Source organism: Janibacter sp. FSL W8-0316 (assembly GCF_038004165.1).
Taxonomy (GTDB): domain Bacteria; phylum Actinomycetota; class Actinomycetes; order Actinomycetales; family Dermatophilaceae; genus Janibacter; species Janibacter indicus.
The window spans coordinates 2,558,209-2,573,179 of record NZ_JBBOQX010000001.1 but is presented as its reverse complement, the minus strand read 5'-3'; the positions used below and the strand labels follow the sequence as shown (position 1 = coordinate 2,573,179).

At 72.2% G+C, this 14,971-nt stretch carries 20 protein-coding genes; 4 read left to right on the top strand and 16 right to left on the bottom strand.

Annotated elements, in window-relative coordinates; translation table 11 throughout:
- Positions 1 to 13: 13 nt before the first annotated feature.
- Together ispD and NYE39_RS12660 are read right to left on the bottom strand one after the other, a co-directional pair.
- Positions 14 to 682: a 2-C-methyl-D-erythritol 4-phosphate cytidylyltransferase gene (gene ispD / locus NYE39_RS12665; protein WP_341012888.1), complete on the bottom strand. Its 669-nt coding sequence runs from the start codon at positions 680 to 682 to the stop codon at positions 14 to 16.
- Between the two features lie 44 nt (positions 683 to 726).
- Positions 727 to 1,209, bottom strand: a complete 483-nt coding sequence (locus NYE39_RS12660) for a CarD family transcriptional regulator (protein WP_007927253.1) — start codon at positions 1,207 to 1,209, stop codon at positions 727 to 729.
- A gap of 154 nt (positions 1,210 to 1,363) precedes the next feature.
- Between NYE39_RS12660 and NYE39_RS12655 the strand changes: the two genes are divergently transcribed.
- Positions 1,364 to 1,879 carry a hypothetical protein gene (locus NYE39_RS12655; protein WP_072623552.1) on the top strand — a complete coding sequence of 172 codons (516 nt, stop codon included), beginning with the start codon at positions 1,364 to 1,366 and terminating at the stop codon, positions 1,877 to 1,879.
- Between the two features lie 76 nt (positions 1,880 to 1,955).
- On the opposite strand, the gene NYE39_RS12650 is transcribed toward NYE39_RS12655, so the two are convergent.
- Together NYE39_RS12650 and NYE39_RS12645 are read right to left on the bottom strand one after the other, a co-directional pair.
- Positions 1,956 to 2,636, bottom strand: coding sequence for a response regulator transcription factor (locus NYE39_RS12650; protein ID WP_072623551.1), 681 nt, complete (start codon positions 2,634 to 2,636; stop codon positions 1,956 to 1,958).
- Complete coding sequence (locus NYE39_RS12645; RefSeq protein WP_341012887.1) at positions 2,636 to 3,847, bottom strand: sensor histidine kinase; 1,212 nt, start codon at positions 3,845 to 3,847, stop codon at positions 2,636 to 2,638. The genes NYE39_RS12650 and NYE39_RS12645 overlap by 1 nt, the downstream gene beginning before the upstream one ends.
- A 153-nt stretch (positions 3,848 to 4,000) precedes the next feature.
- Here NYE39_RS12645 and phoU point away from each other — a divergent pair, with 153 nt between their 5' ends.
- Positions 4,001 to 4,675, top strand: coding sequence for a phosphate signaling complex protein PhoU (phoU, locus tag NYE39_RS12640; protein ID WP_072623550.1), 675 nt, complete (start codon positions 4,001 to 4,003; stop codon positions 4,673 to 4,675).
- A 3-nt stretch (positions 4,676 to 4,678) separates the two neighbouring features.
- Here phoU and NYE39_RS12635 read toward each other — a convergent pair whose 3' ends face one another.
- Genes NYE39_RS12635 through NYE39_RS12620 form a run of 4 tightly spaced genes read right to left on the bottom strand, consistent with a single transcriptional unit; the run spans position 4,679 to position 8,004 of the window.
- Positions 4,679 to 5,413 carry a phosphoglyceromutase gene (locus NYE39_RS12635; RefSeq protein ID WP_072623549.1) on the bottom strand — a complete coding sequence of 245 codons (735 nt, stop codon included), beginning with the start codon at positions 5,411 to 5,413 and terminating at the stop codon, positions 4,679 to 4,681.
- Positions 5,414 to 5,435: 22 nt separating this feature from the next.
- Positions 5,436 to 5,960, bottom strand: coding sequence for a type III secretion system chaperone family protein (locus tag NYE39_RS12630; protein ID WP_072623548.1), 525 nt, complete (start codon positions 5,958 to 5,960; stop codon positions 5,436 to 5,438).
- A complete protein-coding gene (gene mshA, locus NYE39_RS12625; protein ID WP_185222254.1) occupies positions 5,957 to 7,210 on the bottom strand; it encodes a D-inositol-3-phosphate glycosyltransferase in 1,254 nt (417 codons plus the stop codon). Before mshA ends, NYE39_RS12630 begins: the two co-directional genes overlap by 4 nt.
- A 41-nt stretch (positions 7,211 to 7,251) precedes the next feature.
- Positions 7,252 to 8,004 carry a hypothetical protein gene (locus NYE39_RS12620; protein ID WP_185221408.1) on the bottom strand — a complete coding sequence of 251 codons (753 nt, stop codon included), beginning with the start codon at positions 8,002 to 8,004 and terminating at the stop codon, positions 7,252 to 7,254.
- A gap of 60 nt (positions 8,005 to 8,064) precedes the next feature.
- On the opposite strand from NYE39_RS12620, the gene NYE39_RS12615 reads away from it, so the two are divergent.
- Positions 8,065 to 8,886, top strand: a complete 822-nt coding sequence (locus NYE39_RS12615; protein ID WP_185221407.1) for a class I SAM-dependent methyltransferase — start codon at positions 8,065 to 8,067, stop codon at positions 8,884 to 8,886.
- Here NYE39_RS12615 and NYE39_RS12610 read toward each other — a convergent pair.
- The 7 genes from NYE39_RS12610 to ygfZ form a co-directional block, all read right to left on the bottom strand.
- A complete protein-coding gene (locus NYE39_RS12610; protein ID WP_072623546.1) occupies positions 8,874 to 9,239 on the bottom strand; it encodes a phosphomannose isomerase type II C-terminal cupin domain in 366 nt (121 codons plus the stop codon). The two genes, NYE39_RS12615 and NYE39_RS12610, sit on opposite strands and share 13 nt — an antisense overlap.
- A gap of 46 nt (positions 9,240 to 9,285) precedes the next feature.
- Positions 9,286 to 9,579: a DUF2516 family protein gene (locus NYE39_RS12605; RefSeq protein ID WP_185221406.1), complete on the bottom strand. Its 294-nt coding sequence runs from the start codon at positions 9,577 to 9,579 to the stop codon at positions 9,286 to 9,288.
- 9 nt (positions 9,580 to 9,588) lie between these two features.
- The gene (gene dtd, locus NYE39_RS12600; RefSeq protein ID WP_185221405.1) at positions 9,589 to 10,017 is read right to left on the bottom strand and encodes a D-aminoacyl-tRNA deacylase; all 429 of its coding nucleotides are present in this window, start codon (positions 10,015 to 10,017) and stop codon (positions 9,589 to 9,591) included.
- Positions 10,014 to 11,003 (bottom strand): asparaginase, encoded by a 990-nt coding sequence (locus NYE39_RS12595; protein ID WP_341012886.1) that lies wholly within the window; start codon positions 11,001 to 11,003, stop codon positions 10,014 to 10,016. Before NYE39_RS12595 ends, dtd begins: the two co-directional genes overlap by 4 nt.
- Positions 11,004 to 11,060: 57 nt before the next feature.
- Positions 11,061 to 11,687 carry a hypothetical protein gene (locus NYE39_RS12590; protein WP_341012885.1) on the bottom strand — a complete coding sequence of 209 codons (627 nt, stop codon included), beginning with the start codon at positions 11,685 to 11,687 and terminating at the stop codon, positions 11,061 to 11,063.
- Positions 11,684 to 12,310, bottom strand: coding sequence for a helix-turn-helix domain-containing protein (locus tag NYE39_RS12585; protein ID WP_341012884.1), 627 nt, complete (start codon positions 12,308 to 12,310; stop codon positions 11,684 to 11,686). The genes NYE39_RS12590 and NYE39_RS12585 overlap by 4 nt, the downstream gene beginning before the upstream one ends.
- Positions 12,311 to 12,385: 75 nt before the next feature.
- Positions 12,386 to 13,405: a CAF17-like 4Fe-4S cluster assembly/insertion protein YgfZ gene (gene ygfZ / locus NYE39_RS12580; protein ID WP_341012883.1), complete on the bottom strand. Its 1,020-nt coding sequence runs from the start codon at positions 13,403 to 13,405 to the stop codon at positions 12,386 to 12,388.
- 54 nt (positions 13,406 to 13,459) lie between these two features.
- On the opposite strand from ygfZ, the gene NYE39_RS12575 reads away from it, so the two are divergent.
- Positions 13,460 to 14,458 (top strand): LCP family protein, encoded by a 999-nt coding sequence (locus NYE39_RS12575; protein WP_072623539.1) that lies wholly within the window; start codon positions 13,460 to 13,462, stop codon positions 14,456 to 14,458.
- Here the strand turns inward: NYE39_RS12575 and NYE39_RS12570 are convergent, their stop codons facing one another.
- Positions 14,459 to 14,956: an FABP family protein gene (locus NYE39_RS12570; protein WP_072623538.1), complete on the bottom strand. Its 498-nt coding sequence runs from the start codon at positions 14,954 to 14,956 to the stop codon at positions 14,459 to 14,461.
- Between the last annotated feature and the right edge of the window lie 15 nt (positions 14,957 to 14,971).

The window sequence follows — 14,971 nt, the reverse complement described above, 5'->3', positions numbered from 1 at the left end:
AGAGTCGGTGGCGTCAGTGGTCGGAGAGGAGCCGCTCGGCGCGCGCCAGGTCGTCGACGGTCGTGATCTTCAGCCCGAGAGCGTCGCCCTCGACGACGATCACGTCGTGGCCGAGCGCCTCGACGAGGGCGGCGTCGTCGGTCGCCGCGGCGCCGGAGGCGTGGGCGGCGGTGAGCAGCGCCCGGTCGAACCCCTGCGGGGTCTGCACCGCGCGCAGCGAATCGCGCAGCGGGGTCGCGGTGATGAACCCGCCGGCATCGACGACCTTGATCGTGTCGACGACGGGCACCCCGGGGATCGCCCCGGCAGCACCGGCGGCCAAGGCGGCCAGCACCCGCTCGAAGACGACGACCGGGGTCAGGCAGCGCGCCGCGTCATGCACGAGGACGACGGAGACGGCATCGCTGAGCGCCGCCAGACCGGCCGCGACCGAGTCGGTGCGCTCGGCACCACCGGCGACGACCGTGACGTCGACCCCCTCGGGGCGAAGGGGGTCCACGCGCCCCGTCGCCTCGGCCACCAGGTCCTCGGGCACGACGACGACGAGCTCGTCGACGGCGGCCTCGAGCACTCCGGCCACCGCCCGCTCGAGGATCGTCGTGCCGACGACCTCGACGAAGGCCTTGGGCCGCTCGGCCCCGAGCCGCGTCCCCGACCCGGCGGCCACCACGACGACGCCCACACCGCGGTCGGTGTGGGCGTCGGACTGCGTCAGCAGCGAGTCGTTCAGGACGCGAGGACCTCGTCGAGGATGACCTCGGCCTTGTCCTCGTCCGTCTTCTCCGCGAGCGCGAGCTCGGAGACGAGGATCTGGCGGGCCTTGGCCAGCATGCGCTTCTCACCGGCCGAGAGGCCGCGGTCCTTTTCGCGGCGCCACAGGTCGCGCACGACCTCGGCCACCTTGATGACGTCACCGGAGGCCAGCTTTTCGAGGTTGGCCTTGTAGCGGCGCGACCAGTTGGTCGGCTCCTCCGCGTGCGGGGTGCGCAGCACCTCGAAGACGCGGTCCAGACCCTCCTTGCCCACGACGTCGCGGACACCCACGAGGTCGCAGTTCTCGGCGGGCACCTCGATGGTCAGGTCACCCTGGGCCACCTTGAGCTTGAGGTACTGCTTGTCCTCGCCCTTGATCTTTCGAATCTTGATCTCTTCGATCAGAGCAGCCCCGTGGTGGGGGTACACGACCGTCTCGCCGACCTTGAAAACCATGTGGAGATTTCCCCTTTCGCGGCCTCCAGATTATCACGGCGTGTCGTACGTCGCACAGTGCTCCACCCCGCCACAATGCCCTCTCGCGCGCGCGTGGAGAGTACGAGCGTGGCCCGGCGCATCCCACGCGCACGCCCCCGCTAGGCTGTCGCCCGTGAAGCGCCATCTCCTCACCCGCACCCCCGCCGTGGCCCTGGCGGCCCTGCTCGCCGCCGGCACCGCAGGCTGCTCGGTCAACTCCCCCTTCCAGACCTCCAAGACGCAGTCGATCTCCGACGGTGTCGCGGTCGAGCTGGACGACGTCCACGTCAACAACCTCGCGCTCGTCAGCGGCGAGGCCGGCGGTGACGCGACGGTCACCGGCGTCGTCGAGAACACCTCGAGCGAGGACCTGACCTTCACCCTCAGCGCCGGTGACGCCAAGGTCGAGGCCGAGGTCCCGGCCCACCGCCTGGTCAACCTCAGCGACGACGACAAGCTGACGCTGGAGAGCCTCGAGGCCGGCCCGGGCGACATGACCGAGGTCGAGATCAGCACCGGCGGGTCGACCACCCCGGTGAGCGTCCCGGTGCTCGACCCCGCGGGCTACTACGAGGACTACGCCCCCGAGGGCTGGACCCCCACCCCGACCGAGACCCACGAGGAGTCGGAGGAGTCCGGCGGCCACTGAGGCCCCACCCCGACCACGACGTGAGGCCGGCACCCCGAGCGGGTGCCGGCCTCACGGGTGTCCGGGCGAAGGGAGGTCAGGCCTCGAACTTGTAGCCCAGTCCGCGGACGGTGACGATGTGCACCGGCTTGGCCGGGTCGGGCTCGACCTTGGCGCGCAGCCGCTTGATGTGGACGTCGAGCGTCTTGGTGTCGCCGACGTAATCGCTGCCCCAGACCCGGTCGATGAGCTGCACGCGGGTGAGCACCCGGCCGACATTGCGCAGCAGCATCTCGAGCAGCTCGAACTCCTTGAGCGGCAGCGAGACCTGGGTGCCGTCGACGGCCACGACGTGCCGGTCGACGTCCATGCGGACCGGACCGCCCTCGATGGTCGACGGCAGTAGCTCCTCGGGCTCGTTGTTGCGCCGCAGCACCGCCTTGATGCGGGCGAGCAGCTCGCGCGAGCTGTAGGGCTTGGTGACGTAGTCGTCGGCGCCGATCTCGAGGCCGACGACCTTGTCGATCTCGCCGTCCTTGGCCGTGAGCATGATGACCGGCACGTTGGACTTCTGCCGGATCGCCCGGCAGACGTCGATGCCGGAGAGGCCGGGCAGCATCAGGTCGAGCAGGACCAGGTCGGCACCCTCGGAGTCGAAGGCGGTGATGGCGTCGGGTCCGGTCTCGGCGACCTCGACGTCGTATCCCTCCTTGCTCAGGAGGTACGACAGGGGGTCCGAGAAGGACACCTCGTCCTCGACCACGAGGATGCGTGTCATCAGCGGGGCTCCTTTGTGAGGGGTGGTGGAGTGGGGTCGGTGTGGGAGTCGGAGGTGGGCTCCGACGAGCCGGCGGCCTCGAGCGCCTCGAGGGTCTCGGGCGCCATGGGCAGGCGGATGGTGAAGGTCGAGCCGTGCGCGCCGTCGCTCCACACGCGCACGTCGCCCCCGTGGTTGGCGCAGATGTGCTTGACGATCGACAGCCCGAGGCCGGTCCCCCCGGTGGCGCGCGAGCGGGCGGCGTCCATGCGGTAGAAGCGCTCGAAGATGCGCGTCTGCTCCGGCTCGGGGATCCCCGGCCCCTGGTCGGTCACGGCGATCTCGATGGTGCCGTCGTGCAGCCGCGCCCCGACGCCGACCGCGGTGCCCGGGTCGGAGTAGGAGATGGCATTGCCGACGAGGTTGCGCACAGCCGTGACGAGCATGTCCTGGTCGCCCCGGACGTAGAGCTCCTCGGCGACCTTGTCGGTCAGGGTGATGCCCTTGGCCCCGGCCTCGAGCCGCAGGTGCTCCAGGGCGAGGGCGACGACGTCCTCGACGTCGACGAGCGCGGGGTCCTGCAGCACGGGCGTGCCCTGGAGCCGGGAGAGCTCGACGATCTCGCGGATCAGGCTCGACAGACGGGTGGCCTCGCCCTGCATGCGCCGCGCGAAGCGGTCGACGGCCTCCGGGTCGTCCTTGGCGTCCATGACCGCCTCGGCGAGCAGGGAGATACCGCCGACGGGGGTCTTCAGCTCGTGGCTGACGTTGGCCACGAAGTCACGGCGGGTCTCCTCGACCCGGCGCCCCTGGGACTGGTCGTCGACGAGCAGCAGGAGGTGGCGCACGCCGAGCGGCGCCACGCGGGCGGCGACGTAGGAGGTGGTCGTCATGCCCGGCCGGTCGATGTCGAGGTCCTGCTCACGGATCACGCCGTCACGGGCGACCTGCTCGACCATCGTCTGGATCGCCGGGTGGACGAGCCGTCCGTGGCGCACCAGACCGTAGGTCACGGCCGCCGGGGAGCTGGTGACGACCCGCCCGTCGCGGTCGAGGACGACCCCCGACGAGCGGAGCACGGCGAGGACGTCACCGACGCCTCGGGGCACCTCGGGCTCGGGCTCCGGCGCGACGGCCCGCTCCCGGTCGCTCATCGTGATCGCAGCCCACACGAGGAAGGCGATGAGCAGCCCGGCAACACCCCCGAGAATTGCCGCGGTCGTTGGCTCCACGTCACCGAGAGTACTTCTCCGGTCGGGCATGCTGGGACCGGGCCGTGACCGCCGAGACGCGCACCCGCGATGTTCACCTGCGCGCCCGCAGGCGTTCACCCCCTCGGCGTACACAGGCCCTTGGATCTCTGCCACACCAGCGAAGGGGACGCCATGCGTCAGTTGTTCCACGACGAGCTCGAGCAGATCGCCAGCGATCTCGTCGCACTCTCCGAGCTGGTCGCCGCGGCCATCAGCGACTCGACCCGGGCCCTGCTCGACGCCGACGTCCAGCTCGCCGACCGCGTCATCGAGGGCGACAAGGCTGTCGACGCCCGGCGCAACGACCTCGACGCCCGCTCGGTCGACCTCCTCGCCCGTCAGGCGCCGGTCGCCAGCGACCTGCGCACCGTCGTCGCGTCGATGCGCATGTCAAGCGACCTCGAGCGGATGGGGGACCTCGCCCGGCACGTCGCCCAGGTCGCGCGCATGCGCTACCCCGAGCACGCACTCCCGGACGAGCTGCGCGAGACCTTCGCCGACATGGGCCGGATCGCCGAGGACCTCGTCCGTCGCGTCGGCGAGGTCATCCGCTCCCAGGACCTCACCCAGGCGCGCGACATCGAAAACGTCGACGACGCGCTCGACGCCCACCACCGCGAGATGTTCACCCGTCTGGCGGAGGGTGCCTGGCAGCACGGCACGACGAGCGCCGTCGACGTCGCCCTGCTCAGCCGCTACTACGAGCGCTTCGGCGACCACGCCGTCACCGTCGCCCGCCGCGTCGGCTTCCTCGTCACCGGCGACGCCGGGTCGATCGAGCTGCCGGAGGAGTCCGAGCGGGCGTGACCGTCAGCGGCCCTGGTTGGCCACGGCGGCCGCCTCGGCGGCCGCGGCCTCGGGGTCGAGGTACTCGGCCGGCCGGGTCGGCATGAAGTCCTCGCCGAGGTCGTAGACGAGCGGCATGCCCGTCGGGATGTTGAGGCCGGCGATGTCCTCGTCGCTGATGCCGTCGAGGTGCTTGACCAGGGCACGCAGCGAGTTGCCGTGCGCGGTGACCAGGACGGTCCGACCGGCGGCCAGGTCCTCGCGGATCGGGCCCTCCCAGTAGGGCATGAGCCGCGCGATGACGTCCTTGAGGCACTCGGTGCGCGGGACCTCCGGCAGGTCGGCGTAGCGCGGGTCGTCGGTCTGGGCGTACTCGTCGTCGGGCTCGATGGCCGGGGGCGGGGTGTCGAAGCTGCGCCGCCAGAGCATGAACTGCTCGTCGCCGTACTTGTCGCGGGTCGCGGCCTTGTCCAGGCCCTGCAGGGCACCGTAGTGGCGCTCGTTGAGACGCCAGTCGCGACGCACCGGGATCCAGTGACGGTCGGCCGCGTCGAGCGCGAGGTTGGCGGTGGTGATCGCCCGGCGCAGTACCGAGGTGTGCACGACGTCCGGCAGCAGACCGGACTCCTTGATGAGGCGGCCGCCGCGGACGGCCTCCTCGCGGCCCTTGTCGATGAGGTCGACATCGACCCATCCGGTGAAGAGGTTCTTCTCGTTCCAGTCGGAACGGCCGTGGCGCAGCAGGATCAGAGTCGACATGGGGCCAGCGTATCGACGCCGCTCACTCCGGCGTTGACCCGTCCGTGTGCTCCAGGACGGACCGGAAGGCCTCGAGGTTGCGCAGGGACTCACCGCGCGAGACCCGCCAGTCCCACTCCTTCTGCATGGAGCTGCGGAAGCCGAGCAGCAGCAGCTCGTTGAAGGGCGCGTCGGCGGCGTCGAGGACCACGCCGAGCACCTGGTCGACGAGTTCCTCCGTCACCGCGCGAAGGGGGATCCGCCCGCCGACGTAGACGTCGCCCGAGGCGTCGATCGAGTAGGCGAGCAGCGGCATCCGCAGGTTGCGCCGCAGCAGGTGTCGGTAGAACTCCTCGTGGTTTTCGTCCGCATTGCGGATGACGAAGGCCGAGACCGACAGGGCCTGCTCGCCGACGACGAGGGAGACGACGGTCTTGAGCTTCTTCTCCCCCGGCAGGGTGACGACGAGCTCACCGTCGCGGGCACCCCCTTCGTGCTCGAGGTCGGCGTCCTCGACGGTGCGCCGCACGACGGCCAGGGCCTGCTCTCGGTCGGTCTGCTCGGTCATCGGGCCACCTCCAGGGGCTCGGGTGTCAGGGTCGCGGCGCGCTCGGCGACCGCGCCGGCGTAGACGTCGAGGAGCCGGTCGACGGTGCTCGCCCAGCCGAAGCCCTCGGCGTGCGCACGCGCCCGGCGACTCAGCTCGGCCGCCCGGTCGGGGTCGTCGAGGACGGCGAGCAGCTCGTCGGCCCACGTGCTCGGGTCGTGGCCCGGCACGAGGATCCCGGCATCGCCGACCGCCGTGGGCAGACCACCGACGTCGGCGGCGAGGACGACCGCGCCGGAGGCCTGTGCCTCGACGGCGACGAGGCCGAAGGACTCGGTGTAGGAGGGCACGGTGACGACGTCGGCGGCGCGGTACCAGTCGGCCAGGCGGGTGCGGCTCACCGGCGCAGCGAGGTGCAGCACGTCGGCGACCCCGAGCTCCTCGCCGAGGCGCTCGAGCCGGTCGGGGGCGGTCAGGCCGCGCCCGGAGGCCCCGCCGAGGACCGCGACGACGAGCCGCTCGCGCAGCTCGGGCCGGCGCTCGAGCAGCTCGGCCGCCGCCCGCACGAGCACGTCGGGCGCCTTGAGCGGCTGGATCCGCCCGACGAAGAGCAGCACGACGGCGTCGTCGGCGAGCCCGAGCCGGGCCCGGGCCGCGCGCTGCTCCCCCGGCACGAAGAGGTCGAGGTCGACGCCGGGGGGCACGACGACCACCCGGTCGGGGTCGGCGTCGTAGTAGCCGACGAGCTCGCTCGCCTCGCGCTCGGTGTTGGCAACGAGCCGGTCGGCGATCTCGACGACCTGGGCCTCGCCGATCTCCCGGCCCGGAGGCTCGGGGACGTCATCGGCGGCCAGCTGACGGTTCTTGACCCGCGCCATCGTGTGCATCGTGTGGACGAGGGGCACCTGCCAGCGCTCGGCGACGAGCCAGCCGACCTGACCGGAGAGCCAGTAGTGCGAGTGCGCGACGTCGTAGTGCCCCGGGGGGACGCGGGCGATCTCGCGCATCATCCCGGCAGCGAAGGCGCACAGCTGCCCCGGCAGGTCCTCCTTGACCAGGCCCTCGTAGGGGCCGGCGTCGACGTGCCGCACCGTCACCCCGGGCATCATCTCGACGACGTCGGGCAGGTCGGCGGCCGTGCGCCGGGTGAAGATCTCGACCTCGACGCCCCGCGCCGCCAGCTCGCGCGCGGACTCGACGACGTAGACGTTGAGACCGCCGGCGTCGCCGGTGCCGGGCTGGGCCAGCGGCGAGGTGTGGACGCTGACCATCGCCACCCGCCGGATCCCGCGCGTGCCTGCGCTGTACTCGCTCACTCCTCCATCATCCTCCGATAGCTCGTCACCGTCACTGTCGCCGATGACGACCAGACGTGCAGGTCCGTGTGACCCATCCGACGCAGGTCGACACCGCGCGCGCTGCCCCGCGGCCCGACCCCGACGAGGGTCCCGAGACTCGTCGAGTAGGCCTCGGTGACTGGGCCGGGGCCGCTGCCGACCCACCACGCCCGCTGCCGCAGCAGCCGCTCGGGCAGCCCGGACCCGAGTCCACGGGTGGCCAGCTCCTGGTGGGAGTGCACGACGAGGGCGTCGGCTCCCTTCGCCTCGGCCGTGAGGGTGACGTGCAGGCCCTCGAGGCGCACGGTGAGGGTGATCGGGAGCTCGCGGTCGTCGCCGGTGAGCCGGCCCGACCACGTGGCCTCGCCGGGGCGGATCGCCAGCCGGTCGATCTCGAGGTCGGCCAGCGTGTGGGTGACCTCCTCGCGGCGCTGCTCCCCTCGGCCCTCGACGCGGCCGAGGAGCGCCGAGACGGGCGAGCCCATGCGCACGGTGCGCAGGAGCCGGTCACCGCGGTGGGTGACCCGCAGGCCGCTGTCGTCGAGCTGGACCGCCCGGCCCCTGCCGAGGGTCACCACGCCCGCGGCCTCGGGGGCGACGACGAGCAGACCGGGCTGGACCGGCCGCAGCCCCGAGTCACGGCCGAGCGCCGGCGGCACCCACGTGACGGCGGCCAGGGCGAGCGCCCCGCACAGCGACACGACGAGCGCCACCATGCTCCGGCTCACGCGTCGGTCGGGGTGCCACACACCGTCAGCCTAGTGACGGGGACCGCCTACGCTGCCGGGGTGGTCAGCCAGCGCCCCCTGGGCAACATCACCCGCGGGACGACCAACCCCAACCGGTTGCGTCGTTGCGACCGCTGGCTGCTCGCGACCCACCGCCACCGCCTGACGAAGGGGGACCCGCCGCACCTGGTCGACCTCGGCCACGGCGCGAGCGGGGTGACGACCCTCGAGTGGGCCGACCGCGTGCGCACCGTGCGGCCCGATGTGCAGGTGACCGGGCTCGAGATCGACCCGGAGCGGGTCGCGACCGCGCAGGCCTGGGCGCGGCCCGGGCTCGACTTCGCCCTCGGGGGCTTCGAGGTGCCGCTCCCCGGCGACCGGCAGGTTCGGGTGCTGCGGGCCTTCAACGTGCTGCGGCAGTACGACGAGACCCAGGTCGAGGGCCCGTGGCGCACGATGCTCGACCGGCTCGACCCGCTCGGGGTCCTCGTCGAGGGCACGTGCGACGAGCTGGGCCGGCTCGGCAGCTGGGTCACGCTCGACGGCGACGGTCCGCGCACGCTCACCCTGTCGTGGCGGCTGCGTGACCTGGGCCCCGACCGGCCGCCCTCGGTCGTCGCCGAGCGGCTGCCCAAGGCGCTGATCCACCGCAACATCCCCGGTGAGCCGGTCCACGAGCTGCTCCTGCGGCTCGACGACGCGTGGCGGCGAGCCTCCCCCTTCGCGCCGTACGGGGCTCGGCAGCAGGCGGTGGCCGCCTGGGGTGACGTCGCCCGGCAGGTGGCGGTCGTCGGCGGGGCCGACCGGTGGCGCCTCGGCGAGCTGACCGTGCCGTGGTCGGAGGTCGCGCCGCGCGGCGGACCGCTCGCTCAGCGCTGGTAGTCGTCCTCGAGCCGCACGATGTCGGCCTCGTCGAACTCGCCGTAGCCGACCTCGAGGACCCGCCCGGGGACCTCGGCGCTGTTGCCCATGCGGTGCCGGGTCCCGACGGGGATCCAGACCTGCTCACCGGGCTGCGCGCTCCACGTGCGCTCGCCGACGGTGACGTCGATCGGGCCGTCGAGGACCTGCCAGAACTCCGCCCGCAGGGCGTGGGTCTGCAGCGACAGCCGCTGCCCCGGCTCGACGGTGATGACCTTGACCGTCGTCGGCTCGTTGAAGGTGAACTGCTGGAAGCTGCCCCACGGACGCTCGGACACGAACATGTCCTCGCGCGGGTCCGGCAGGTCGGTCACGGGTCCCCCTGGCTGGTGGTGCGGTGCGTGGCCATTGTGCCCGAGATCAGCGCCGCCGACCGAGGACCTCGTCGATGGCCGGGCGGACGTCGGCGAGGTAGACGCCCGCCACGACGATGCCGATGATGCCGAGCAGCCCCACGCCCCCGACCGAGGCCACACCCATGAGCGTGGCGATCGCCAGGGCCGCGACCCAGAAGGTCTTGCTCTGCTTGCTCGTCGCGGTGAAGGCATCGGCGCGCTGGCGCACGGCGTGGAACAGCGCGAAGACCTCGGCTCCGAGAGCCAGGAGGCTGAGCACGAGGACGATCGTCGCCTGGACGCTGGTGAAGAGCTGCACGACCTCAGCCTAGGCGGGCACGTCGACGACGATCGTCACCGGACCGTCGGCGTGGATGTCGATCGCCATGTCGGCACCGAAGCGACCGGTCGCCACCTCGACCCCGCGCTCACGCAGGCCCGCGGCCACCGCGTCGACGAGCGGCTCGGCGACGGCGCCGGGAGCGGCGGCATTCCACGAGGGCCGACGCCCCTTGCGCACGTCGGCGTGGAGGGTGAACTGGCTGATGACGAGCACGCCGCCACCGCTGTCGGTCACCGAGGTCTCGTCGGCCATGATCCGCAGCTCGGCGATCTTGCGCACGGTCGTCGCGACCTCGCCGGGGCCGTCGTCGTGCGTCACACCGACGAGCGCGACGAGCCCGGGCCCGATCTCGCCGACGACCTCGCCCTCGACACGCACCCGGGCCGCGGTGACCCGCTGCAGGACGGTCCTCACGGGGCCGTCAGGTCGAGGACCTCGACGGCGCCGACGGGGCGACCGTGACCGAGGACCGGCTGGTCGGCCAGCTCGCGCAGGCCCGGGGTGTCGGCGCCCAGCGCGAGGAGGGCGTGGGCGAGCAGCCCCCGGCGCGCGCGGGCGACCGGGGCACCGTCGGCGACCTTGACCGCGACACCGTGGCCATCGGGCAGCCCGGCGGCGTAGACCGACTCGGCGCCGTCCTTGGCGATGAGGCCGGGCACGGCCTCCATGAAGGCGGTGACGTCGCGGCCGGTGCCGCCGACCATGTGCGGGGCGGTGCGCATGGCCTCGGCGACCCTCCCTTCGTCGGTGGTGGGGTCGGCCGCGGCGAGCCGACCGAAGGCCGCCGCCAGACCCGACAGCGGGACGGCGAAGAGCGGTGCGCCGCACCCGTCGACGGTCGTGTGGGTCACCTCGCCCACGATCTCGGCGACGGTGTCGCGGATCGCGACCTGGAGCGGGTGCTCGGGGTCGAGGTAGGTCTCTGTCGGCCACCCGTGGAGCGTGCAGGTGACGAGCATGCCGGCGTGCTTGCCGGAGCAGTCCATGGCGACCGGGGTCGGCGCCTGCCCGGCCGCCAGCCAGCGGGCGTGCTCGAGCTCGCCGAGCGGCAGCGAGGGGGTCGTGCGCAGGGCGTCGAGCCCGAGGCCCGCGGTCGCCAGGATCTCGGCGACGGCGTCGCGGTGGACCGCCTCGCCGGAGTGGCTGGAGCAGACGAGCGCCAGCAGGTGGGGCGGCAGGTCGAGCCCCAGGCGCACCATGGCGAGCGCCTGGATCGGCTTGAGCGAGGAGCGCGGGAGCACGGGGTCGTCGACCCGGCCGTGACGAAGGGGGGTCCCCCCGGCGGCGTCGGTCGCGACGAGCGTCGCGCGGTGGGCGGACTCGACGAAGCCCCCGCGGGTCACGTGGACCAGCACGGGGGCTGCGTCGAGGGCTGCGGTGTAGGAGGCCTGTGCGGTCACCTGCCGGAGGTTACGTCACCACAGCATCGGCTGCTCTGCAGCCGGGGGGCCACCCCTTCAGTCGCCGACCTTCTCGGTCGCCTTGGTGGCGGCCGTGGTGGTCTTGGCGGCCGTCTTCTTGGCGGCGGTCGCGGTCGACTTGGTCGCGGTGCGGGTGCGGGTCGCGGCCTTCTTGGCGGTGGTGTTGGTGCGCTTGGCCGCGGTGGTGGTCCGCTTGGCGGAGCCGGAGACGGCCTTCTTCGCCTTGGCGGTGTCGACCTTGACGTCGACGTCCACGGAGTCGGCGACGGCCTCGGCGGCCTTGACGGCCTCCTTGCGGCCGATGGTCAGGGTGGCCTTGGCGGAGCGCTCGACGTCGGCGACGGCCTTCTTGACGGTCGTGACGACACCCTTGCCGAGGGCGACGGTCGCCTCGGCCTGGCCCACGAGGTCCTTGGTGGCCTTCTGGTTCTTGATCCGGGTCACGAGGGCCTCGCCGCGCTTGGTGAGGTCGACGTAGTACGCCTGGGCGTCCGACGGGGCGGCCTTGACGCGGGCCTGGACCTTCTTGGGCTCCAGCTCGGCACGCAGGGCGGCGATCTGGTGGGTGTAGCCGCGGAAGGTCTCGACCGTGAGGTCGGTGGCGCCGATGGTGGCGTAGGTCTGGTCGGTGACGACCTTCTTGACGGTGGTGGTGACGCTCATGAGGTTCTCCTTGTGGTGGTCGTGCGAGACGAGGACTGCGACCCGCGCTTGGCGGCCGGGGCCGCGGCCTTCGAGCCCGACGACGCCGTCGAGCCCTTCTGACGGGACGTCGCCTTCTTGGCGGCGGCCGTGGTGGTGACCTTCTTCCCCGAGGCCGCGGGGGCCCCCTTCGCCTGCTTGGCCGCCTTGTGCGTCGCCCGGGACCGCGGGGTGGGCCTGGCGGGCTCGGCAGCCGGCTGCGTCGGGGCGGGCTCCGCACCGACGAAGGACTCATAGATCTCGAGCAGGGTCTGGCGCTGACGCGGGGTCAGCGCGGGGTCGGTGCGGATGGCGGCCCGGGTGGTCGCCCCGGCCTCCGCGACCGCGTCCTTGGGGTCGAGCAGACCCGCCTGGACGTAGAGGGTCTCGGCAGAGATCGACAGCCCCTTGGCGATCTGCTGGAGGATCTCGGCGCTCGGCCGCTTGACCCCCCGCTCGATCTGGGAGAGATAGGGGTTGGAGATCCCGGCCAGCGCCGAGAGCTGCCGCACGGAGAGCTTGGCGAGGACACGCTGCTCGCGCAGGTAGTCGCCCAGCGAGTTGCCGAGCGTGCCCGGCAGTCCCTCCAGCGGATTCTTCGACATGCCTCCATTGTGCTTGCCGTAGTTAGCACAATGCAAGCCAAAGACAGCAGTGGTGACCGGAGTCACCACGGACCGTCAGCGGGGGACGATGACCGTCTGGGCTGCCGCGACATCGGGGGTGACGAGCAGGTCGGCCGCGTCGTCGGTGATGCGCTTGAGCACGGCGAGGGCGATCGGGCCGTCCTCGTGGTGCCGGGCACGTGAGGTCACCCGGCCGACGACCTTGTCGCCGAGGAGCACGTCGGCGCCGACGTCGGGGAGGGTGTGGCCCGACCCGTCGAGGTGGAGGAAGGCCAGCCGGCGGGGCGGTCGGCCGAGGTTGTGGACCCGGGCGATCGTCTCCTGCCCGCGGTAGCAGCCCTTGTGCAGGTGGACGGCGGTGCGCAGCCAGTCCAGCTCGTGGGCGATCGTGCGGTGGTCGGTCTCGGCGCCGAGACGGGGCCGCCAGGCGGCAATGCGCAGGGCCTCGGCGGCCCAGGTGCCGACGAGCTCGCGGTCGCCGACGGTCGAAGGGAGGTCCGCCACCGGGACGATCACCTCGCGCCAGCGACGCTCCCGACCGGGGTGCTCTTCGGGTGCGGGTCCGTAGAGGGCGGAGTCACCCGCGAGCCGCGGCCAAGGGTCGAGCCAGGTCGGCGGCTCGCCCTCGGCCCCCTCGCGGGCGACGCCCTCGCCGAGGACGGCGTAGTCGTCGCTGACGTCGGCGACCTCGACGCGCAGCATGAAGCGCATCGAGTCCAGCCACGCCGCGAGCGCCGGCGCGGTGCCCGGCTCGACGGTGAGCCAGGTCGTCTCGCCGTCGTCGACGACGTGCAGGGCGTGCTCGACGTGCCCCTTGGGGGTGAGCACGAGCGTCTCGGTCGACGTGCGCGGCGGCAGGTCGACCAGCTGCTGGGAGGTGAGCGAGTGCAGCCACGACAGGCGGTCGGGGCCGGTCACGGTGACCACCCCGCGGTGCGAGAGGTCGACGACCCCGAGCCCCTCGGTGAGCAGTCGCTGCTCACGCAGCGGGTCGCCGTAGTGGGCGGCCACGCCGGTGTCGGGCCCGTCGCCGGGGACGGCGCCGGAGGTCTGGAGCAGCGGTGACGCGGTCATGGCACCAATCTACGACCTGACCGAGCCGGCCCCCCGCCCCCGTACCATGGCGGCATGCTCGAGGAGTTCGACGACGACACCACCGATGAGTCCACCCGCCGCCGATCCCGCCGCCGCATGGGGTGGGGGCGCCGGCTCACCGTGTCCGTGCTCGCCTTCCTCCTGCTCGTGGTCATCGGCATCGGTGGCTACGCGTGGTTCCTCAGCAGCAAGGTCGACCGCAACCTCGCCCGCGAAAACCTCCTGGGCGATGCCCGCAGCCAGACGGAGACGACCACCGGCAAGAAGCTCGTCGACGACGCCGGCACCAACTACCTGCTCATCGGCTCCGACGCCCGCCCGGGCGAGACCGCCAGCCGCGCCGACGTCATCCAGCTCGTTCACGTCGACGCCGACCACGACAACGTCTGGATCATCCACTTCCCGCGCGACCTCTACGTGCCGGTCCCGGGCCACGGCGAGGACAAGATCAACGCCGCCTACGCCTACGGCCAGTCCCCGCTGCTCGTCCAGACGATCCAGGACCTCGTCGGCGTCAAGATCAACCACGTCGCCAAGACCGACTTCGAGGGCTTCAAGCAGCTGACCGACTCGCTCGGCGGCGTCCGGGTCAACAACGCCCAGGCCAGCCCCAAGTACGCCGAGGGCCCCCTGGACCTCGACGGCGACCAGGCCCTCGAGTACGTCCGCGAGCGCAAGACGCTCGCCGAGGGCGACATCTCCCGCGGTCAGCGCCAGCAGGCCTGGCTCAAGGGGATCATGTCGGAGACGCTCACGCCCGGCGTGCTGCTCAACCCGAGCAAGCTCGGCGGGGTCATCGACGCCGGCACCCAGCACACGATCGTCGACGAGGACCTGACGACCGGGACGATCCGCAGCGAGGCGATCAAGCTGCGCGGGGTCCGCGGCAGCGACATCCACTTCGTCACCGCACCCTTCAGCGGCTACGGCACCGCCCCCAACGGCGGCTCGATCGACATCCTCGACGAGGCCGGCATGGCCGACCTGAGCGATGCCCTGCGCACCGACCACATGGAGAGCTACCAGGAGTAGCTAGCCGTCGACGCGCTTGAGCTCGGCGGACAGGTGGCTGGTCATGGGCTGGCCCATCGCGCTCATGTCCATGACCCACATGAGGTTGGACTTGACCAGGCCGTACATCCGCTTGGCGGCGGCGTACTCCTTGGCGTGGGGGCTGCGGATGACGCCATCGGTCTGCAGCTCGATCCGCCCCGGCTCGACGGTGCCGTAGTACATCTCCACGATGCCGGTGGGGTGCACGAGGAGCAGCTCGGCCTCCCCTTCGCCGCCGGGACGCCAGAAGCCGAGCTCGGTGCCGGACGGACGCACCTTGTTGCCCTGCTCGTCGAGGATCCACGAGCGGCTCTCCCACCGCAGGAAGGGGCGCTCGTCGTGGGTGACGACGATCTCCTGGCCGAAGTTGGCCGACTCGATCGTCGGGTAGCCGAGGACGCCGGCGCCCTCCCAGCGGCCGACGAGCCAGGCCAGGGGTGCGATGTCGGGATGGATCGTGGGGTCGAGGGTGAACACCCGCCCATCGTAGAG